This is a genomic window from Bradyrhizobium sp. MI1.3 (genome assembly GCF_055811695.1).
The window spans coordinates 142,388-163,336 of record NZ_JBVVPQ010000001.1 but is presented as its reverse complement, the minus strand read 5'-3'; the positions used below and the strand labels follow the sequence as shown (position 1 = coordinate 163,336).

15 protein-coding genes and 1 pseudogene are annotated in these 20,949 nt (G+C 64.6%); 8 read left to right on the top strand and 8 right to left on the bottom strand.

What is annotated here, in order from left to right:
- Window positions 1-8: 8 nt before the first annotated feature.
- From AC0L3A_RS00725 to AC0L3A_RS00710, 4 genes are read right to left on the bottom strand one after another with little or no spacing between them, the layout of a single operon-like run.
- Window positions 9-911 (bottom strand): NAD(P)-dependent oxidoreductase, encoded by a 903-nt coding sequence (locus AC0L3A_RS00725; RefSeq protein ID WP_473253357.1) that lies wholly within the window; start codon window positions 909-911, stop codon window positions 9-11.
- A 20-nt stretch (window positions 912-931) separates the two neighbouring features.
- Window positions 932-2,305, bottom strand: a complete 1,374-nt coding sequence (locus AC0L3A_RS00720; protein ID WP_473253356.1) for an amidohydrolase family protein — start codon at window positions 2,303-2,305, stop codon at window positions 932-934.
- 4 nt (window positions 2,306-2,309) lie between these two features.
- Entirely contained in the window at window positions 2,310-3,389 is a 1,080-nt protein-coding gene (locus AC0L3A_RS00715; RefSeq protein ID WP_473253355.1) for a maleylacetate reductase, read from the bottom strand.
- On the bottom strand, window positions 3,386-3,709 hold the full coding sequence (locus tag AC0L3A_RS00710; RefSeq protein WP_007593067.1) for a Dabb family protein: 324 nt from the start codon (window positions 3,707-3,709) through the stop codon (window positions 3,386-3,388). Before AC0L3A_RS00710 ends, AC0L3A_RS00715 begins: the two co-directional genes overlap by 4 nt.
- Before the next feature lie 108 nt (window positions 3,710-3,817).
- On the opposite strand from AC0L3A_RS00710, the gene AC0L3A_RS00705 reads away from it, so the two are divergent.
- The 6 genes from AC0L3A_RS00705 (at window position 3,818) to mdlC (ending at window position 11,542) form a co-directional block, all read left to right on the top strand.
- Complete coding sequence (locus AC0L3A_RS00705) at window positions 3,818-4,741, top strand: LysR family transcriptional regulator (RefSeq protein WP_007593066.1); 924 nt, start codon at window positions 3,818-3,820, stop codon at window positions 4,739-4,741.
- A gap of 43 nt (window positions 4,742-4,784) precedes the next feature.
- Entirely contained in the window at window positions 4,785-5,252 is a 468-nt protein-coding gene (locus tag AC0L3A_RS00700; RefSeq protein ID WP_219681073.1) for a MarR family winged helix-turn-helix transcriptional regulator, read from the top strand.
- 46 nt (window positions 5,253-5,298) lie between these two features.
- Entirely contained in the window at window positions 5,299-7,008 is a 1,710-nt protein-coding gene (locus AC0L3A_RS00695; RefSeq protein WP_473253354.1) for an FAD-dependent oxidoreductase, read from the top strand.
- Window positions 7,009-7,096: 88 nt separating this feature from the next.
- Complete coding sequence (locus AC0L3A_RS00690; RefSeq protein ID WP_473253353.1) at window positions 7,097-8,416, top strand: MFS transporter; 1,320 nt, start codon at window positions 7,097-7,099, stop codon at window positions 8,414-8,416.
- Between the two features lie 34 nt (window positions 8,417-8,450).
- A complete protein-coding gene (locus AC0L3A_RS00685) occupies window positions 8,451-9,899 on the top strand; it encodes an aldehyde dehydrogenase (protein ID WP_007593060.1) in 1,449 nt (482 codons plus the stop codon).
- Window positions 9,900-9,934: 35 nt separating this feature from the next.
- Entirely contained in the window at window positions 9,935-11,542 is a 1,608-nt protein-coding gene (gene mdlC / locus AC0L3A_RS00680; protein WP_473253352.1) for a benzoylformate decarboxylase, read from the top strand.
- Here mdlC and AC0L3A_RS00675 read toward each other — a convergent pair.
- Window positions 11,539-13,071, bottom strand: coding sequence for a glucosamine inositolphosphorylceramide transferase family protein (locus AC0L3A_RS00675; protein WP_473253350.1), 1,533 nt, complete (start codon window positions 13,069-13,071; stop codon window positions 11,539-11,541). The two genes, mdlC and AC0L3A_RS00675, sit on opposite strands and share 4 nt — an antisense overlap.
- Window positions 13,072-13,117: 46 nt before the next feature.
- Complete coding sequence (locus AC0L3A_RS00670) at window positions 13,118-14,293, bottom strand: glycosyltransferase family 4 protein (protein ID WP_007593057.1); 1,176 nt, start codon at window positions 14,291-14,293, stop codon at window positions 13,118-13,120.
- Window positions 14,294-14,575: 282 nt separating this feature from the next.
- On the opposite strand from AC0L3A_RS00670, the gene AC0L3A_RS00665 reads away from it, so the two are divergent.
- Window positions 14,576-16,669 (top strand): GumC family protein, encoded by a 2,094-nt coding sequence (locus tag AC0L3A_RS00665; RefSeq protein ID WP_473253349.1) that lies wholly within the window; start codon window positions 14,576-14,578, stop codon window positions 16,667-16,669.
- Between the two features lie 54 nt (window positions 16,670-16,723).
- Here the strand turns inward: AC0L3A_RS00665 and AC0L3A_RS00660 are convergent, their stop codons facing one another.
- Window positions 16,724-18,070 carry a lipopolysaccharide biosynthesis protein gene (locus AC0L3A_RS00660; protein WP_473253348.1) on the bottom strand — a complete coding sequence of 449 codons (1,347 nt, stop codon included), beginning with the start codon at window positions 18,068-18,070 and terminating at the stop codon, window positions 16,724-16,726.
- A 431-nt stretch (window positions 18,071-18,501) separates the two neighbouring features.
- On the opposite strand from AC0L3A_RS00660, the gene AC0L3A_RS00655 reads away from it, so the two are divergent.
- A complete protein-coding gene (locus AC0L3A_RS00655) occupies window positions 18,502-19,725 on the top strand; it encodes an FAD-dependent oxidoreductase (protein WP_473253347.1) in 1,224 nt (407 codons plus the stop codon).
- Between the two features lie 29 nt (window positions 19,726-19,754).
- Here the strand turns inward: AC0L3A_RS00655 and AC0L3A_RS00650 are convergent.
- Window positions 19,755-20,890: pseudogene (locus AC0L3A_RS00650) on the bottom strand (GNAT family N-acetyltransferase).
- Between the last annotated feature and the right edge of the window lie 59 nt (window positions 20,891-20,949).

Genomic DNA, 20,949 nt, shown 5'->3' with positions numbered 1-20,949 from the left:
TCCGTAACTCAGAGTTTGGGCTCGCCGAGGCCGGACAGCCGCTCGATGTGTTTGACAGTCGCGATGAAGTCAGCGTCGCCGTCGCCTTGCGCGACCAGCGAGCCATAGGTCTCCCGCACTTGGGCGGCGAGCTGAAGCGGCACGCCGACCGCGTGGCCGGCGCCGAGGATCAGATCGAGATCCTTGGCCATCTGCCTGCAGGAAAAGGTCGAGTCGAAATCGCGGTTACGCAGCGGCGCGGTCTTGTACTTCACCATCGGTGAGGCCACCGCGCTGTCGTCGAGAACTTTCAGAATGTCCTGCCAGCCGATGCCGCCCTTGCGCGCCAGCGCCAGGCTTTCCGCCATCATGGCGGCCGAGACAGCGATCATCAAATTGACCGCAAGCTTCGCATATCGCGCTTCCTCGCCGGGCCCGAGATAGGTCTGGGCGCGGGTGAAGGCGGCGAGCAGCGGCTTTGCGTTTTCGTAGGCGTCCTTCGGGCCCGAGACGAAGCAGCTCAGCGCGCCAGTGTGGACGATGCTGGCATTGCCCGAGACCGGCGCACGCAGGTAGAGGACACCGCGCGCCTGTGCGGCGGCGTCGACCTCTGCGGACGCCTCGACGCTCACAGTGCTGGTCTCGACCAGGACAGATCCAGCCGCCATCGCGGCGATGAGGCCTGTTGGGCCGAGCAGTGCGCCGCGCAAGGCAGCGTCATCGGGTAAGGACGTGATGATCGCGACCTTGCCGCCCACGGCCTCCGCCGGCGAAGCGGCAATCGAAATGCCTTGCGCGCGCGCCTCGTCGAGCCGTGTCGTGCTCCGGTCGAACGCGGTCACGACATAACCGGCCTTGGCGACGAGCACCGACATCGGCAGGCCCATCTTGCCGATCCCGATGAAAGCGACGTTCTTTGGCGTGTCAGTCATTGTTGTTGTCCTTGACGCCCTCAGGCGGCGTGTCCCTGTCGTTCGATGTCGTGCACCAGCCGCCGGCCGGATTGCGCGAGCAATTGCTTTTTCGCCTCCAGACCGTCGGCCAGCAACCGTCCATTCCGCTTCTTCCACACGCCGCCGATCATCACGGCCTCGATATTGGCGAGGCTCGTTTGCATCACCACGGTGGCAACGGGATCGTGCACTGGGACGAGGTTGAGATCGGAGCAATCGATGATGACGAGGTCGGCGAGCTTGCCCGGTGTCAGCGAGCCGATCTGGTGCTCGCGACCGAGCATGCGGGCGCCTTCCGTCGTAATCCAGCGTAGCGCCTCGCGGACGGGGATCGTGGTCGTCGCTGGAATGGTGCTGGTGACCTTGCGCGACTCGGCGTTGTCGAGCGCCCGCTGCATCGAGAGCGCAACGCGCGCGGCGGAGAAGAGGTCGCCGGCCAGCACGGATTCCAGATCGATGCCGATGGTCGGCCGCACGCCGCGCTTGAGCAGCCGTCCGGTGATCGGGAAGCCGTGGCCCTGGACCATCTCGTTCTCCGGCGTCACCGAGAAGGAGACGCCGAGGTCGACCATCCGGTCCAGGAGCTCGTCAGGCAGGTCGTTGCCATGGACGATGTTGATTCCGGCGCCGACGAGGCCGGCCCCGATCAGCTTCTCCCAGCCACCAGGCGTCTTGGCGGGACCACCGCCCTGATGCATGGATGCGATCAGCTTGAACTCGCGCGCCATGCGGAAATCGTGCATGGCGACGTCGAGCGTCGAATAATGCGGGCCGAGGATCGCGAGCCCAAGTGTGACGAGGCCGTCGCGGTCGGCGAGGGGCCCCGCCAGCAGTCGCTCGACCTCACGGCGTGGATGCGGGATTTCCGAGAAATGCGGCTCGCCCGGTTTCGGTTCAGGTTTGGGCGAGCCGTGGAAGAAGGCCGCGCGGATACCGCTCTCGATCAGGCCGCGCACGGCGGCGTCGGTATGATCGGGCGTCGGATTGTTGTGGCACCAGTCGACCAGCGTGGTGGTACCTTGGTTGATCTGGTTCAGCGCGCCCACCAAGGTCGCGATATGGATGTCCTCGGGCCCGAACACCGTTGCGAGCCCGGCATGCATGCGGCGGAAATATTCCAGCAGCGTCCAGTTGGCGGCATAGCCGCGTAGACCCGTCTGCCAGGTGTGCATATGCGCGTTGATGAGACCGGGGATGACGATGCGGCCTTTGCCGTCGATGATCTCGGCTTCAGTCGCGCCGCTGCCGAGATCAATCGATGGACGCAAATCAACGATGCGGTTCCCCTCGATCAGCACATCGCCGCCAGGTAAATCGCCGATCGTGTCATCCATGCTGATGATGACCGCGGATTTGATCAGCGTGCGCTGCATCGAATCAAACTGCCGCTTTGATGGCGCCGGGCGGCTCGCCGGCCCAGGCGCGCGCGATCAGGTCGCGGATGGCGTTGCGTTCGAGCGGGCGCGGGTTCCAGTAGGCGTTGGTGACAGCGAGATCCGCGGCCTTGTCGATGCCGCTTTCGGGCATGCCGATGTCGCGCAATGCAACCTTCGCACCCAGCCGCTTCGCGAGCTCGAAGAGTCCTTGCGATGCATCGGGGACGCCGATTGCGCGTGAGATCCGCGCCATCGCATCGGGCACGGCTGGCGCGTTGTAGGCCAGCGCATGCGGCAGCACGATGGTGTGGGTCTCGGCATGCGGCAGGTCGAAGGTGCCGCCGAGCGTGTGGCAGAGCTTGTGATGCAGCGCCATGCCGACGGTGCCGAGGCAGACGCCGCACAGCCAGGCGCCATAGAGCGCTTCCGTGCGGGCCTCGCGATCGTCGCTTTTCGTGGCAATCGCGGGCAGGGCTCGGGCGAGCGCGCGGATGCCTTCCTCCGCCATCAGCGACGTCACCGGATTGGCATCGCGCGCATAGAGCGCCTCCACCGCATGCGCAATCGCGTTGATGCCTGATGTCGCGGCCAGGCTCGCCGGCAGAGTCAAAGTGAGATCGACATCGTAGATCACCGTCTCCGGCAGGATGGCGGCGTCGCGTACCGTGGTCTTCAGGCCGTTCTCGGTCTGGCCGACGATCGGCGTCATCTCCGAGCCGGCATAGGTGGTGGGAATGCAAAGCTGGTTGATTCCGGTGCGCAAGGCCAGCGCCTTGCCGAGCCCGGTCGTGGATCCGCCGCCGAGCGAGACGACGCAGTCGGCCTCGCACGCCTTCATCGCCGCGAGCGCCCGCTCCGTGACCTCGACCGGCGTGTGCATGGTCGCGCCCGGAAAAATGCCGGCGTAGAGCGGACCGAGCGCCGCGCCCAGCTTTTTGCCTTGCGCCTCCTGCTGCGGCGTCGTCAGTACCAGCGCGCGCTTGCCGCCGAGCCGCTCGACCTCGGCCTTGGCGCCAGCCAGCGTTCCGCTGCCGAACACGACGCGGCAGGGCAGGTTTTCAAAGGTGAACGAACCGATCATGTGCCGGTCTCTTTGATGGGATAATCGACCTGGAAGCGTCCGATCCGCAAGTCGCCCAGCGCCTCGCGCACGCGCAAATGTTCCGGGTGGGTGGCATAGGCCGCGAGCGCAGCGTGGTCAGTGAATTCGGAGAACAGCACGACGTCGCAGGCGTAATCGACATCGCTGACATCGAGCCCGACTTCGATATGGGTGAGGCCGTCGATCCGTCCGCGCAGCCCCTCGAACAGGGTCTTGACCTTGACCCGGGCGGCGGAACGCTCCGCGGGCGTCTCGCCGCGCAGCCGCCACATCACGATGTGCCTGATCGGGCCCGACATTTCCCTGTTTCCTCGCCTGCTATCTTGCTTGTGTTTGGGCCATTTTGGCTTGCGGGATACGGAAATAAAGGTCAATAATCGCAAGTCTCTTTTCCTGTTTGCGAAAAAATGGACCGCCTGCTGCAATTGGAAGTGTTCGCCAAGACGGCCGAGCTCGGCAGCCTGTCCAAAGCTGCCGAAGCGCTGCGCATGTCAAATGCGGCCGCGAGCCGCCATCTCAGCGCGCTCGAGGAGCGCCTTGCGGTCCGGCTGATCGAACGCAACACTCGTCGGCTGTGGTTGACGGAGGCGGGGCAGGAGTTGTTGGAGCGCTCGAGCCGGGTTTTGAGCGAACTGGCGGAGGCCGAGGACATCGTCAGCGATCGCGCGCTGTCGCCGCAGGGCACGCTGCGGGTCACGAGCTCGCTGTCCTTTGCGGTGATCTATCTGGCGCCGATGCTGCCGGCCTTCCGCGCGCGCTATCCGAAGCTCAACATGCAGATCACCACCGCCAACCGGTATTCCGATTTCATCGAGGCCGGCATCGACGTGGCGATCAGGACGCGCGAGCAGGAGCCGGATTCGAACATCATCGTCCGCCGCATCGGCCAGATGCGGCGTGTGCTCGCGGCTGCGCCCTCATATCTCGCAAGCTGCGGCGAGCCGGAACAGCCCGTCGATCTCGCGCGCCATAACATGCTGGTCTACAATCTCGCCAACGATCCTTATTCGCTGCGCCTGCGCAGAGGCAACGGCGCGCAGACTGTCCGCGTCACGCCGACGCTCGACAGCAATGACGGCCAGGTCATCCGCGGCGCCGCGCTGGCGGGGCTCGGCATTCTCATCCAGCCGCTCTATATCGTGCAAAGCGATATCGCGGCGGGCCGTCTCGTCCAGGTTCTGATGGACTGGGAGCTGCCGCTGCTGACGATGAACATCGCCTACCAGAACCGTGCCGGACTGCCCGCCAAGATCAGGGTCTTTTCCGACTTCCTGGTCAGCCACATCCGCGAGCATTCGCAGCCGGGGATCTGGATCGACGCGGCGAAGTGAGCGACATTTTCGAATTCAGGCGGCTTTGCAGAAGGCACATCCATTGAAAGCCAGGACATCCGGCACCGCATGGCGGCATGCCAACATCGGTCGGCTGCTCAACAACGCAGTGCGGCGCTTCGAAGGTCGTGTGCTCGAACTGATGAGCGAGAAGGGGCATGGCGAAACGCGGATCGCGCATGTCGGCCTCACACGCAATCTCGACGTGGAGGGGACCAGACTGACGGAGCTCGCCCGCCGCGCCTCCATGAGCAAGCAGGCGATGGGCGAGCTGGTCGATCAATGCGCCGATCTCGGCCTGGTCGATCGCATCGCCGATCCCACCGATCGGCGCGCGCGCATCGTCATGTTCACGCCGGCCGGGCGCAAATGGCTCGATGCGTTCCGCGACGCGGTCGACGTCGCCGAGCAGGAAATGCGCGCCGAGCTCGGCAAGGCCACGATGGATGCGATCGTGAAGGGGCTGGCGGTCTATGGCGCGACGTTCGACACGCTCGACGACATCAGATAGTCAGGCTACTTGACGATATCGTCAGGCGACCTTACCATGCAGAATAATGCTGGTAGGGAGAAGCGTCTTGGAAACATGTCTGAAGGCCTCGGTGCTCATCGTGGGCGGGGGGCCCTGCGGCCTGATGCTCGCCAACGAGCTCGGCCGGCGCGGCGTGTCCGCGATCCTGGTCGATGAAAAGCCGGGCACGGCATTCAATCCGCAAGCCAATGCGACGCAAGCGCGCTCGATGGAGCACTATCGGCGGCTGGGTTTTGCCGACGAGATCCGACGCGAAGGACTGCCTGCGGATTATCCGACCGACGTTGCATATTTCACGCGCTACACCGGATACGAGCTGGCCCGATTTCAATTGCCGTCATCGTCACGCGCGGGCGAGCTCGTCAAGGCCATGTCGGGCTCCTGGAGCGCGGCCGAGCTGCCGCATCGGGTCTCGCAAAAATATGTCGAGGCGGTGCTGCGCCGCCATGCCGAACGGCTTCCCGGAATACGGCTCAGCTACGGTCATCGTCTGATCAGCTACGTCGAGAGCGATGACGGCGTCGTCGCCCAGATCGAACGTCTCGATGACAACAGCCGCTTTGAGGTCCGGGCCGACTTCCTGGTCGGGGCCGACGGGCCGCGCTCCATGGTCCGGCAGTCGCTCGGCATTGTCTACGGCGGCGAAACCGGAACGCAGCGCGATTTCATGGGCGGCCGCATGCTGGCGGTCTATCTCCGTTCGCCCGGCTTCTACGCGAGCATCCCGCACGCCAAGGCGTGGATGTACAATTGCTTCAACGGCGACCGCCGCGCCTTCATGGCATCGGTGAACGGTCGCGACGAATTCGCGTTTCACACCCAGCTCCGGCCGGGCGAGGACGAACGCGCGATCACGGCCGACGAGGCCATGGCCGCGTTCCAGCGCGCCTGCGGCGCGCCGATCGACTGCGAAGTGCTGTCGTTCCTGACTTGGACCGCCGGCCACGCGCTGGTTGCGAATGCCATGCAGCGGGGCAGGGTGTTCCTGGGCGGCGACGCGGCGCATCTGTTCACGCCGACCGGAGGCCTCGGCTACAACACCGCGATCGAGGATGCGGTCAATCTCGGCTGGAAGGTCGCAAGCGTCGTCAGGGGTGTGAGCCCGGCGGGGCTGCTCGACAGCTATGAGGTCGAGCGGCGTCCGGTGGCGCTGCGCAACACCGATTATGCGCGTCGCTTTGCCGACTCGCTCGGTCTGTTCGCTCCCGCGCCTGAGATCGAGGACCCCACCGAGGCCGGCGACGAGGCGCGGCGGATCGCTGGCGTCTATCTCGAACAGCACGCCCGCGCCGAATTCAACATCCCCGGCATAACCTTCGGCGGGCGTTACGACGGCTCGCCGATCATCGTCTCCGATGGTAGCCAGCCGCCGCCGGACGCCGCGAACGTCTACGTTCCGAGCGCCTGTCCCGGCGGGCGCGCCCCGCATGCGTGGTTGGACGACGGCGTCTCCTTGTACGATCTGTTCGGGTTCGAGTGGACGCTGCTCCAGTTCGGCGAGGTCATGTCCGCGCATGCGTCATTCGCCGAGACCATCCGCGCGATCGGGGTTGATGTGAAACTCGTCACGCTGCCGAAATCGCTGCGCGATCTCTACGCCGCCGATCTCGCCTTGATACGCCCCGACCAGATCGTGGCCTGGCGCGGCAGCGCGTCACAGGCTGGCACGATGGGGCGCGTCCTTGCCCGCGCACTCGGACACAATGGGAGCGACAGCGCACGGCTGGCAAGCTGATCGACTCTCGCCGTCGCATCCGATCAGCGGCGGCGCGGCCAATAACAACAAGACAACAAAACGACAAATGACATCGGAGGAGGAAGCCGTGACGATAAGAGCATTGGAGGACTACGACGTTGCGACCGTCGCCACTGCCGAGCAGACGGCGAGCAGCCGCCGGCGTATCCTGATCGCCGGCACCATCGGCACCGCGATCGAATGGTACGACTTCTTCATCTACGGCCTGATCGCGCCGCTGGTATTCGATCAGCTGTTCTTTCCGAAGTTCGACCAGCTCACGGCGACCATTGCGGTGTTCGCGACGTTTGCTGTCGGATTTTTGGCGCGTCCGCTCGGCGGACTGGTGTTCGGTCATTTCGGCGACCGCCTCGGCCGAAAGTCCGTCTTGCTGTGTACGCTGCTCATGATGGGACTTGCGACCATGTCGATCGGATTGTTGCCGACTTACGCCAGTGCAGGCGTGGCTGCGACCGTCGCGCTCGTGGCGTTGCGCTTCGTCCAGGGCTTTGCGCTCGGCGGCGAGTCGACCGCGGCGATCCTTATGGCGATCGAGACGGCGCCCGGGCACCGGCGCGGCTTCTCGGCTGCGGTGATCCAGGCCGCAGGACCGGTCGGTGTCGTGCTCGCCTCGTTCGCGGCGCTTACGATTTCACGGCTGCCGGAAGCGGACCTGCTGTCATGGGGCTGGCGCGTTCCGTTCCTGATCAGTGCGGTGCTGGTCGCGCTCGGCGTCTACATGCGCCTGCGCATCGAGGAGAGCGCGACGTTCCGCGAAGCGAAGGTGACTGAAGTGGCGCCTGTGGTCGAGGCCCTGCGGGAGCATTGGCGGCCGATCCTCATCGTGTTCTTCGCCGAGATGGCGCAGACTTCCTATTTCTATCTGACCGCCATCTTCACCATCTCCTTCGCGACCCGTCAGCTCGGCGTCCAGAAGGACGTCATCACGCAGGCCGTGCTGTTTGCCAATCTCGTCGGACTCGTTGCGATGCCCCTCATCGGCGCCTGGTCCGACCGCATCGGACGAAAGCGTCTGTTCCTGACCGGTGTCGTGCTCGCAGCCATCTCGATGTTTGCATTCTACGGTGTGGTGGCGAGCCGCGACACGATGCTGGTGACGGGCGCGGTGATCCTCGCCGCGGGGGTGATCCATCCGCTGATGTTCGGCAGCGAAGGGAGCTATTTCCCGGAGCTGTTTCCGACCCGCATCCGCTTCACCGGCGTGTCGATCGGAAAGCAACTGGGGACGGTGCTCGGCGGCGGCATCGCGCCGCTGGTCGCCACCAGCCTGTTCGCGCAGACGGGCTCCACTTACGCCATCACCGGATATTACGTCGCGCTCGCGCTCGCGGCGATGATCGCGCTCGGCTTCGCGCGTGAAACCGGCAAGTCGCGGCTGCTCGGCTAGGGCAAGCGCCATCACCAACATCAGGGAGGTTTCCATGGACGTCAGTCTTCTCATCAACGGGCAGGATCAGGCCGCTTCCGGCGGCAAGGTGTTCGAGCGCCGCAATCCGCTGTCGCAGGAGGTGGCAAGCCGCGCGGCCGCCGCGACGGCGTTCGATGCCGACGCCGCGGTGGCGGCAGCTTCCGCCGCATTGCCAGGATGGTCGGCACTTGGCCCGAATGCGAGGCGCGCTCTGTTGCTGAAGGCCGCAGATGCGCTTGAGGCGAAGCGCGATGCCTTCATCCGGATCATGATGGCCGAGATCGGCACGACGGAGATCTGGTCCGCCTTCAACGTGAAGCTCGCGACCGGCATGCTGCGCGAAGCGGCGTCGCTCACCACGCAGATCGCCGGCGAGGTGATCCCGTCGGACAAGCCGGGATGTCTCGCGATGTCCGTTCGCCAGCCGGCCGGCGTGTGCCTCGGTATCGCGCCGTGGAATGCGCCGATCATTCTCGGCGTTCGCGCCGTGGCGACGGCGCTTGCCTGCGGCAATACGGTCGTGCTCAAGGCGTCCGAGATTTGCCCGGGAACGCACCGGCTGATCGGCGAGGTCTTCAAGGATGCAGGCTTTCCGCCCGGTGTCGTAAATGTTCTGACCAACGCACCGGCCGATGCGCCTGCTCTGGTCGAGCGCCTGATCGCCAATCCGGCCGTGCGGCGGATCAACTTCACCGGCTCAACCCGGGTCGGCCGCGTCATCGCCGAACTCGCCGGGCGGCACCTCAAGCCGGTGCTGCTCGAGCTTGGCGGCAAGGCGCCTCTGGTCGTGCTCGACGATGCCGACCTCGATGCCGCCGTCGCCGCCGTGGCCTTCGGCGCCTTCATCAACCAGGGCCAGGTCTGCATGTCTACTGAGCGCGTAATCGTGGACGAGGCCGTCGCCGATCAGTTCGTCGCGAAGCTTGCCAAGAAGACAGGCGCGCTTCCGGCCGGCGACCCGCGCCGCGGTCCGGTGGTGGTCGGCTCGATGATCGACGAGGCGCCGGCCAAGCATGTCGTTGCCCTGATCGACGACGCGATCGCGAAAGGCGCCGTCAAGCTCGCGGGGGGCGACCGGGTTGGCACGGTCGTCCCAGCCACCGTGCTCGACCGCGTGGTGCCGGGCATGCGCATCTACACCGAGGAGAGCTTTGGTCCCGTCGTCTCGGTGGTCCGCGCGCGTGGCGTGGACGATGCCGTTCGGCTCGCCAACGATACCGAGTACGGCCTCTCGGCCGCCGTGTTCGGCCGCGACGTCGCGCGTGCCCTGACGGTGGCGCAGCGGATCGAAAGCGGTATCTGCCACGTCAACGGCCCGACCGTGCATGACGAGGCGCAGATGCCGTTCGGCGGCGTCAAGGGATCGGGCTACGGCCGCTTCGGCGGCCAGGCCGGGATCGCCGAGTTCACCGATCTGCGCTGGATCACCATCGAGACCCAGCCGCAGCACTATCCTTTCTGATCGCGCAGCAAGCGAAGCCACCAGGACGTCCATTCATGAATTCGAAAATTCTCACGGTTCGGGAAGCGACCCTCGGTGTGCTTCGCTCCTTTGGCGTCGATCGCGTTTTCGGCAATCCCGGCTCGACCGAGCTTGCCTTCCTCGGCGACTGGCCCGATGACATCGACTACGTGCTCGGTTTGCAGGAAGCCTGCGTCGTCGGCATGGCGGACGGCTACGCGCAGGCGACGGGACGTCCGGCTTTCGTCAATTTGCACTCGGCGGCCGGACTCGGTCATGCCCTCGGCAATCTCTTCACCGCGTTCCGCAACAAGACGCCGATGGTCGTGACAGCCGGGCAGCAGGCGCGCAGCCTGTTGCGGATGCGACCCTATCTCTTCGCCGAGGACGCCGCACAGTTTCCAAAGCCCTATGTGAAATGGAGCGCCGAACCGGCGCGGGGCGAAGATGTTCCAGCGGCGATCGCGCAGGCCTTCCTCACCGCCATGCAGCATCCGCGCGGTCCGACATTCGTGTCGGTCCCGTCGGATGATTGGGCGCGGCCCGCAATCGCACCGCCGGTCCGCCACATCGCGACGGAGTTTGCGCCCGATCCGGCGGCGATCGTTCGGCTCGGCGCGGCGATCCGGGCCGCCAAAAAACCTATCTTCGTTGTCGGACCCGAGATCGATCGCAGCGGCTGCGTCGACGCGATGGTCGCTGTGGCCGAGCAGGCGAGCGCGGCCGTTTGGGCAAGCCCGATGTCGAGCCGTTCGAGCTTTCCGGAATTGCATCGGCTGTTTGCCGGCTTCCTTCCGGCAGCACCAGGAGGGCTCGCCCGCGCCCTGCGCGGCGCCGATTTGATCGTCGTGGTCGGCGCGCCGGTGTTTACTTTCCATGTCGAAGGACAATGCGAATTGCTCGACGACGGAACGCTGGTCTGGCAGATCACGGATGATCCGACGGAAGCCGCAGCCGCTTCTGTCGGCGACACCATCATCAGCACGCTCCCGAAGGCGCTGGCTGGACTGCTGTCGGCGATGCCTGACATCGCGGAGCGCGAAGTGCCGGCCGCGCGGATGCGGCCTGCCGCTCCTGCCGCGCAAAATCCGATTCCGCCGGGCTATGCGCTCGCCCGGCTCTCGGCGTTGATGCCGGGCGATGCGATCGTGGTCGAGGAAGCGCCGTCGCATCGTCCCGCCATTCAACAATTCCTGCCGCGGCCGGGTGCGGACAGCTTCTATACGATGGCGAGCGGCGGACTTGGTTACAGCCTGCCGGCCTCCGTCGGCGTGGCGCTGGCGCGGCCCGGTCGCCGCATCGTCGCCCTGATCGGTGACGGATCGGCGATGTATTGCATCCAGGCGATCTGGACCGCGGTGCAACGCCGCTTGCCGATCACCTTCGTGATCATGAACAATTCAGGCTACGGCGCGATGCGCGCCTTCAGCCAGCTGATGCAGGCGCATCGCCCGCCCGGGATCGACCTGCCCGGGCTCGACTTCGTGGCGCTCGCAAGGGGAATGGGTTGTCCGGGGCGGCGCGTGACCGATGCCGGTGACGTCGATCCTATCTTGACCGAAGCGTTGGCATCGATTGGTCCCGCGCTGGTCGATATCGCCGTCGACGGCGCGACGACGGACTTGTTCAGCCACCCCCGCTAGCTGGCGGTGGAGGCACTGGTCCGCGGCGACAAAACGCCCGATGGCAATTTGCTCGTGAAGGCGCTGGTCTTGGGTTGGACACGCGATCCGTCGATCACCTCGAGCCGGCCGCAGCGGTTCAAGGTGTGCAACTTCCTGCCGGGCCATGCCGGTCCGGGCCGCAGAGAGTGGCGGACAATCTGCTTGAACGTCGTCGGCGACAGTTCGACGATTTCCGCCAGGGCGAGCGCTGCGCCGTATCCGCCGGCACAATCCTGGACCGGCCGCCACAATTTGCCATTGATGGTGACGAAATTCCCCGCAGGCCGCGTGCTCGCGCGGTCGATGAGGACGGGGTTGCTGGCATGCGGCAACCACGGGCCCATGAGGTGCTCGGCGTAATAGATCGCCAGCGAATCCGAATATCCGCCGGTGCCGTCGCGCCAAGCTCCGAACAGATAGTTCAGGCCGTTGTGCCGCGTGATCGTCACATCGGCGAGTTCAAGTCCCGAAAGCAGCGTCTCGTGCCGCTCCCATTTGTCTGGAAACCGAACGCATTTGTAAATGGCGACGTCCCCATTGGTCGAGCTCTCCGGGATCATCCACAACGCGCCATCGTCCTCGATCAGGAAGGGATAGGAGAGGTGCCAGGGCTCGTCCAGTACGGGCACGACCGCTCGGACCGGGCCCGTATCGTCGAACTCGATCGCGGAAATGATTCCTTTCCCAACCCGGTGATCGAGATCTTCAAAGAAGACGAATGTTCTTCCCTGCCATGTGATGGGGAAAGGATCGGCGTAGAAGTGATTTCCGGGGTCGGAAAGGACATTCCAGCGGGGCCCTGACAGATCTCCGGTCTGCCAGACGCCGGCACCATCATTGAAGCGCCATCCGACATGCCAATGCGGGGCATAGCAGCAGAGGCGATAGATCTCCTTGGCGATCGATGTCGCTAGGCCGCGCGCGACGTACGCCGCCGGCAGGCCGTTACCAATTCGGGCCGGTCGCGCCAGCTGCGGCAGGATGCGCGGCCGTCCCGACAGGATGGCCGCCACCATGGTCAGGGTTCGCGCCATGACCGTTTCTAGGCCGCCGCTCAGACCGGCCGCGATTTCGGCGGAGGGTTGGCCGCGATCGAGGACGGCGCCGTCGACCTCGTCAACGATTTCGATCACCGGCAGATCGCCGGCGAGAATGGCGGCAAGGGCTGCGTTTTCGCCTGCGGCTCCATTGAACAGCGGGCGGAGATATTGCCGGGCGGAGCAGTTCGGATCCCGCGCGGCACCGGTGAAATCGACGATCACGTCTGCCGTGCCGGCGCGAGCCTGCATCCGTTCGGGACTGATCTTCAGCCTGTCGGCGCCGCTGTGTTTGCCCTTGTGCAACACCAGACGTTCGAGCTCGAACAGCATGTCGAGACCCGTCGGCCGCGGCTCCGCCGTTGCCGTCCATGCAATCTGGACCGGTACATCCCGGCAGTCGATCGACAGCGTCTCGCGGCCCATCCACCGCCGCGCATGCTCAATTTCACAGCGAAACTCGATGATCATGTCGAGCCGATCCGTTTGCCAGTCGATCCGTTTAAATGCGCCCCGATCAAATGACCTGGCCGAGAATTCGAACGTATTCCTCCACCATGGCGTCCACTGAATAGCGCAGCTTCAGGCCTTTGGCGTTTTGTCGCAGTTCGTCGCTCAGTTTTTGGTCCGTCAGGAGCCTGGAGACGGCGGCCGACAGCTTGGTATGATCGGAGGCATCGACGAACAGCGCTGTCGGTTTTCCTTCGACGGACAACACCTCGCGCAAGACCGGGAGATCGGTGACGACCGAGGGAACGCCGGCGTTTGCGGCCTCCACAGCGGCCAAGCCGAAGGTCTCCGCCTGCGTCGGAAATACGAATACGTCGAGAGCGGCGAGAAACTCCGCCATCTGGCGCGGGGTGATTTCGCCGAGCAGATGCAGCCTGTCCGATACTCTCAGCTCATCCGCCAACTGCCGCAGCCGGGCCTCGTCGGCTCCCTGGCCGGCCAGCGCGAGGTGCCAGGATGGTTGATCCGGCAACAGACGTATCGCCGCGTCGAGCCGCTTGTGCGGGTGCAATCTTGCTGCGCAGCCGAGCAGGGTGCGATCCGGCGGCAGATTGAACTTCTGTCGCGCAGCTTGCTTCGTCAGGGTGAGCGCCTTGTCGTCGAAGCCGTGCGGGACATGCACCATGCGCGCGCGATAAGCCTTGGGGTAGCGCGAATACTCGCGTTGCATGTCCAGCGAGTTGAGCGTGATGCGGTCGAAGAAGCCGAGGCTGCCCATGGCGATGTCGGCCATACGGACCGGCCAGCTCATCGACAGCGCGGATGAAACCTGATTGGCGATGACAGGCGCGCGGCAGATGAGGCGCGCCACGCCGGCGCCGATGACATTGCCGAAGTGCTGAAACGTCAGAACGGCGTCGGGCCTGGTGGCCCTGATATGGCCGCCGAGCGTCCACAGCATTTGCAGCAGCGCCAGCGGATTTCCCGGCCGGCTCGACGCGCAATAGATCGTGTCGGGGGGCTCATCGAACGAATCCGACTTGCGGAAGAAGAACAGATTGGTGACCCGATAGCCGCGGGCGGTCAGCCTGGCGCCAAGCAGGCGCGAGATCTCCTGCGCGCCCGCGTTCTCGGCCTGGGTCTGTACGAGAAGCACGTGCGGCTTTCGTCCGCCACCGTTGGGCGGCGGGAGTGCTGTCGCAGTCGTCTCGCCCAACGCCTTGTTTGGCTGGTAATGGAGCACGGATCCCGACCCACTAGAGAAACGAATTTTTCACATTCTTAACCCCGTGCTTACCATGGAGGCCTCGCGCGGACACCGACTAGCAATAAACGGAGTTAATGCGCGGCCTGTCGCAAGGGCATCGTTCGCGAGGGAATTCCGCTGGTTCCCGACGAAATGAAGCGCGCGCGTTAACCAATTGGTCACGGCCGCGCCAGGCGCGGGTAACCGCGGATTAACCATAGATATTTACGTTGGAGCAGGCACTGAACAGTGTTCGCCAGTTGAATCCGAGTAAAATCCATGACGTTCGGTCGCCGCGCAGACCCGACAAGTTCCGGATCGACCGCTGCCGCCGCGTCGTGGCAGACGCGACATGCGTCAAACGGCGAGTCGCGCGAATCCGCCGCGCGCTTGGGCGGTGCGCTCACGGCCGCGGGTGCGCTCTCTTTCATGCGGAACAACGCTCGCCGCATCCTGACGCTTGCTCTGGCGATTTTTTCCCTTGGCGTCATCGTTCTCTTGGTGATCCCGGTGCGATTTGCGGCGACCGCGCTGGTGGTGGTCGATCCACGCGAGCAACGCGTGACCTCGGAGCAGGACGTTCTGCCGGGCATCGGGCAGGATAGCGCTGCGCTGCAAAGCCTGGTCGAAGTGGCGAAGTCCGACGGCTTTCTCAAGCCGCTGATCGAGCAGCTCAAGATTCGGGACGACGAGGACATTTCCGGGGGACATACCGACCCCGCGCGCCTGCTCGAGAGATTCCGCAACCGCCTCGACATTTCCCGGCGCGGGCTGACCTATGTCATCGCCATCCGCTTCACGTCGAACCGGCCGGAGCGGGCCGCTTACTACGCCAATGCCATCGCCGAGGCGTTCGTCGCCAGCCAGGGCCGCAGCCGCACCGATGCGACCGACGAGGCCGCCGACTGGCTCAGTGGCCGGCTCAAATCATTGAGCGAACGGTTGAAGGCGTCAGAGGACGCCGTGGCCACGTTCAAGCTCGAGCACAGGATCGTCAACGCGGGCAAGGATTCCACCACCCAGCAATTGCGGGTCACCGAACTGTCGCAGCAGGTTGCCGCTGCGCGCGCCAGGACCGAAGAGGCGAAGGCCCGCTACGAGCAGGCACAGCGCGACGTGAAGGCGAATGTCGACAGTCCCGTCAAGCAGGATCTGCTGAGCGCCCTGCGCGCGCAGCGGTCGGCGCTCAATGACCAGATTGCGCAGAAGCGGGCGGTGTTCGGCGACCGCCATCCCGACCTCGTCATGTCGTACAGCCAGTTGACCGATCTCAATAGGCAGATCGAGGTTGAGCGGACGAAGGGCATCGACACCGCAAAATCGGAATACGAGGCCCAGCGCGAACAGCAGAAGGCGCTGGAAGGCCAGATGAAGGCGGCGGAATCGCAGCTTCTGGTCGATGGTCAGGCACTGGTCCGGCTCCAGGAGCTGCAGCGCGACGCCGAGGCCAACAGAAACATCTACGAGCAGTTCCTCTCGCGCTCCAAGACGACGAACGAGCAGCGCCTCTTGCAGAGCTCCCAGACCAAGATTGCGTCGTCCGCCATTCCGCCGCTGCGCTCGACCCTTCCACCGCTGTCCTTGCTGCTCGCCGCTCTCGCGATCGGTTCGCTGCTGACATCGACGGCGGTCGTTGCCGCCACGGGACGCGGATCGGACAAATCCGCTCCCGATATCCGCGACCCCGAACCGGCTCCGCGCCAGCCCGCGACGTGGTCGCGTCCGCCCATTTGGGCCCGCATTCCCGACTTGGCGCCAGGCGAAGCCCCCAGAAACATCTGGCAAGCTCCGGTGTCCGCGACGACCGAACTCGATCTCGGTCTCCACCTGCGTCCGCTGCTGGAGCGGCTGGAGAAGGTGCCGGGACCTCGTGGCAAGGTCGTCCTCGTGATGTCGGTCGGGAAGCGCGCCGGCGGCAACACCGTCGCGCGGTCGCTGAATCGATGGGCCGTGAACACGGGCAGGCTGAGCGTGTTGATCCGGGTCGAGCCGGACCTCGGCGGTGCCGGAGCTGGCCTCGCCAAGGGCCAGGCCGACGGCATGACCACCGCAGATTTCCGCAGCGTCGATGAGCTCCTGAACGCCAGCAAGAAGCCCCAGCCACAGCCCGCGGACGATATTCGTTCGGAGTTCGATCTGATTGTCGTCCACGCCACCTCCCTGGCCTTGCAGCCGGAGGCGGCGGCGCTGGCTGCTCACGCCGATCTTGTCATGCTGGTCGCGCGCGAAGACGCAGTCGACTCGGCCGCAATGCGCCGGGCGATCGCTGCGCTCTCCCGGTTTGCCGGCGTGCCGACGGGCATCGTCGTCAATCGTGTGCCGGCCGGCCCGTCGGCGCCGCGTCGCGGCGAAGTGCTGGGCCTGGCTGGTTGACGCCACCCGGCAACGGATTGCCGAGCCGAGCAATTGTCTCGGCTGAACCGACGCCTATTCGCCGGAGTCCGCGCCACGGACCGCGTAGGCGCTAGGCTTCGATGCCGAGAAGCGCAAAAGCCCCAAAATCGAAGGATCGACCCCGGTTCGCCGGCGACAGAGCATGTTGAGAGCGATGGTCGCCAGCGCCAGCGACACAGTGGCCGAGATCGCTGCGCCAAGAACGCCGAGCCAGGGAATGAGGACGAGAAATCCGACCAGCCGCAGCGCTACGTTCCCGGCGATCACGGGGACATACTCGCGCTCATAGCCGGTCAGCTGCAAGATTGCCGCAGAAGGACCGCCCGCCGCCTGGAACGCTGTTCCGATCGCGAGCACGATCAGGACCCAGTGCTGCGCAGCAAAATGCGGCCCGAACAGGTTGAGCAGATGGGGACCTCCAACCCAGATCAGGAGAAGTCCGCTGACCACGCACACCGCGGTTACTTCCGCCATGAGCCGCAACGTTCGCTCGAATTCCTGATGGTTCTTGCTGAAGTACAGCGAGGGGAGCCGACGTGCGCCAAAACTGTACAGTGCGGCCGACAGCATGGCGAAGATGTTGGCCAGCCGCGAAGCGGCAAAGTAAATTCCGGCGGTTGTGGGGTCCAGCATCCAATAGACCAGAATGACGTCGAAATACTGGTTCGCGGCTTCGAGGATGGATGCGACCCAGAAATGAAGCGCGCTCGATCTCCAGCGCGACGTCTCGGACCCCACCGCCGTGCCGCGGAAATCCGGCAGGGTTCGCGCAATCGCGATGATCTGTGCAATCAGTCCGACCGACATGGCAATCGTCATCACGGCGATCAATTCGGCGGGATCGAGCTGGCGATGGCCGAACATGATTGCAAGCAGGAACAGCACGACGCTGACGCGCCAGAAGAACTCCCTGTTTCCTTCTCCCATGAGAATGCTGACCAGGGAGCGTGCGATCTGGCTGCCAAGCATCAGTCCCGCATTCACGGCCGTGTAGGCCGACACCGCGAGAACCAGCAGCCACGAGGCGCCTTTGATGTTCGCGCCGATCGCCATTGTGCCGATCGCGATCAGCATCGCGACGGAGGAAATTTTGAGGCTCGATAGCAGCACGCCTTTGGTGAGACCGGGCTGATTTCCCACCCGATACTCGTTCAGAAATCGCACCAGCAGCGATTCCTGGCCCACCAGTCCGACGACCGCTGCCATCTGGGCGACCGAAAGCCAGGTCGCAAAGATACCAAACCCATCGGGCGACATCGTTCGTGCCGCAAGCGAGAACAACGCGAACGCAAGCGCGCCGCTACCAACCTTGAGAAGGATGGTTCCGGCAACACCGCGCGTCACGTCGCGCCGCATGAATTGGACGATGGATTCAATCATGGAGATTTAAGGGGCAACTTCCCCTGAAGAGACATTTCAGATTACCTGCAAAAGCCTAGCATGCCGAAAAACCGCGAGTGTTAATGGACGGCCTCCATGATCCTGCCGACCGCGGCGATGTCGCGGCATGCCTGTTGCTTCACTATGGAACATTGCTGATCCCATTGTCCCAGATAGAGCAAAGTGCGGCCTGATCGCGTGGCGGCATAGCGCCGCATCGACGGCCAATGAGGCGAGATGAGCCGCTGGAATGCGGACCGGCTCGCCGGGATTGGTCATCCCGAGCAAGCCGCGTGCCGGATCTCGTCGGGCCGGGCAGGTCTCCGCTGCATTAACCGAGATATCGAGAAATGATCGCGTTTGGTCCTGCGATGCGACATCAGGCGAGAGAATTGCACGGGCAATCATCGTTGACCGTGGGAGCCTGGACCATGACGGCGGATAGCAACGCGCCCGAGCCGATTGGCGCAGCCGGCCCTTCGACGATCGTCGCCGACATTGCGATCGTTGGCGGCGGCCTCGCGGGCTCGCTCGCGGCGGCCGTGCTCGCGCGGTCAGGGCATCGTGTCGCGCTCGTCGACAAGCGCGCGGTCTATCCGGACGAGTTCCGGGTCGAGAAAATTGGCGGCCATCAGCTGGAGATGTTGCGCAAGCTGGGCTTCCTCGACGCGCTCGACAGCGTCGCCTGCCGATATGATCAGGTGCTCAATATCAGGGAAGGCAAGGTGGTCGATATCAGCGTCGGCCGGGCTTACGGACTTCCGTATGCCGATCTCGTCGCCATGGCGCGCAGTCAACTGCCTGATCCGTCCAGCCTGATCGTCGACGAGGTCACTGCCGTCAACTGTAGCGACGATATCCAGCATATCGAGCTCGCGTCCGGGAGACGCATGACAGCGCGCCTCGTCGTGTTGGCCACGGGCATGGCGGGCGTTCTCGGTTACAAGCTCGGTATCAAGCGGCGGGTGCTGGCCGAGCGTCATTCGGTCACGTTCGGATTCACGATCGCGCGCCGAGACGATGCGCCGTTCGATTTCGAGGCGCTGACCTGTTACGGCGAGCGCACGGCGGACGGCATCGATTATCTCAGCCTGTTTCCCGTGCGTGCCGGCATGCGGGCAAATCTCTTCATGTTCCGCGACGCGGCCGATCCGATCATGCGCGAGCTGCGCCGCGAACCGGAAGCGACGGTGTTGCGCCTGCTGCCGGGTTTGCGGCCTTACCTCGGCGATTTCCACGTGATCGACCGGGTGCAGAATTGGGTGATGGACCTGTCCGTCGTGGAAGGACATCTGCAGCCCGGCGTCGTGCTCATCGGCGATGCGTTCCAGACCAATTGCCCTGCCGCCGGCACCGGCGTTGCCCGCCTGCTGGTCGATGTCGACCGCCTCTGCACCGAATATGCGCCGCGTTGGCTCGTGACCGAAGGCATGAGCCAGGACAAGATTTCGGAATTCTATTCCGATGTCGACAAGGTCGCGGCGGACCAGCAGTCGCTGAAGATGGCGCACTTCCGGCAGGCGCTGACGTCCCGCAACGATATCGGCTGGGACGTGCGACGGCGCCTGCACTTCCTGCGACGCAGGATCACCCACCGGGTCGATCAAATGCGGCCGGGCTGGCTCGCGCATGTTCGAGGCGCGCTACGCGCCTGAGAGCCGCACTCATCGGGGCCTCGCGCCGGTCAGCGCGTGGGCGTTGAGGTCCGGGTCGGCAGGAGCCGGAACTCCGACATTCGCTTGGCGGCCAGTTTGAGCCAGGGCGCCTGCTTCAGTGCGAACAAGGAAATGGCGCCCACGGTGCTGCCGGCCTGCGTGACCACCCACATCGGCGCGGGCTGTGCGCCGAACTGCTTCTTGTAGGGCTCGTCACCGATGGTGAAATCGAGCATCTGATCCCCGCGCTCAATGCAGTCCTTCGCGACTTGCTCGAACATCAGCGCGCCCAGGGACTGGCTCTTGTATCCGGCAATGTCGAAGGCGCTCATGATAACGAGGAAGCTGCCTCGATGGCAGAGCCCGAGCACGGCGGCAATCACCTCGCCATCCATCTTCATGGCATAGAGCCGGACAAAGGAGCCGAGGCCGCGCTGCGCCATCTCGGAATAGAAGCCGTAATATTCGGAGCGCTGGAGCAGATCTCCGTCGCCTTGCGCCTGAAAGCGCGGACCGCGGAATTTTCGCATCACGTCCATCGCCTCGATCACGGAGGCGCTGTCGCCGCAGCATGAAAAACTCAGATCGCCCTTCTTCTGGAGCTGCCGGGATTTTTTTGCGAGCTCCTTCTGGTAGGAACGGTCCATCGCGCTGGCGCGCCATTGCTCGAACGGCGCGACGAGAACGGTCGCGTAGGCGTTGGAGTCCATCGCGGCGCGGTGGGGCGTAGCCAGGAGGTTCTCGATCGGAAGCCGTCCATCCGGGAGCTTGGTCATTCGGAGCAGATCGAACGGGCGGACAAGGTACCTGATTTCTGCGCACGCGCTCTCGTCCTTGAGCAGCTCGGAAAAGACCTGCGGACTGCACACCGGAGCCAGATAGTCGGAGACGCGAAGGTCGGCGAATTCGACGGTCCGTATCGGGCCGCGCCGGATCCGCAGCAAGGGCAGCACCATCGCAAGGGCGCCCGTCGCGCGGTGGCGGACCACGACAACCAGAGGCGTTGCGCCTGCATGAGACGCGAGCCTGGTATAGAGGGTGTCGAGCCAGAGCGGATGCTGGAAGCGGTGGCGGCCGAGTTGTCGAACAGCTCCGCGTAATCAGGCGACAGGAAGTCGAATCCCTGCTCGATGGCGATGTCGAATGTGTTGCTAGGTCTGTTCATGATAACCAGGGAAGCCGGATAGCTCGGGACTGTCGATCGAACCGGATCTGCGCTTTATA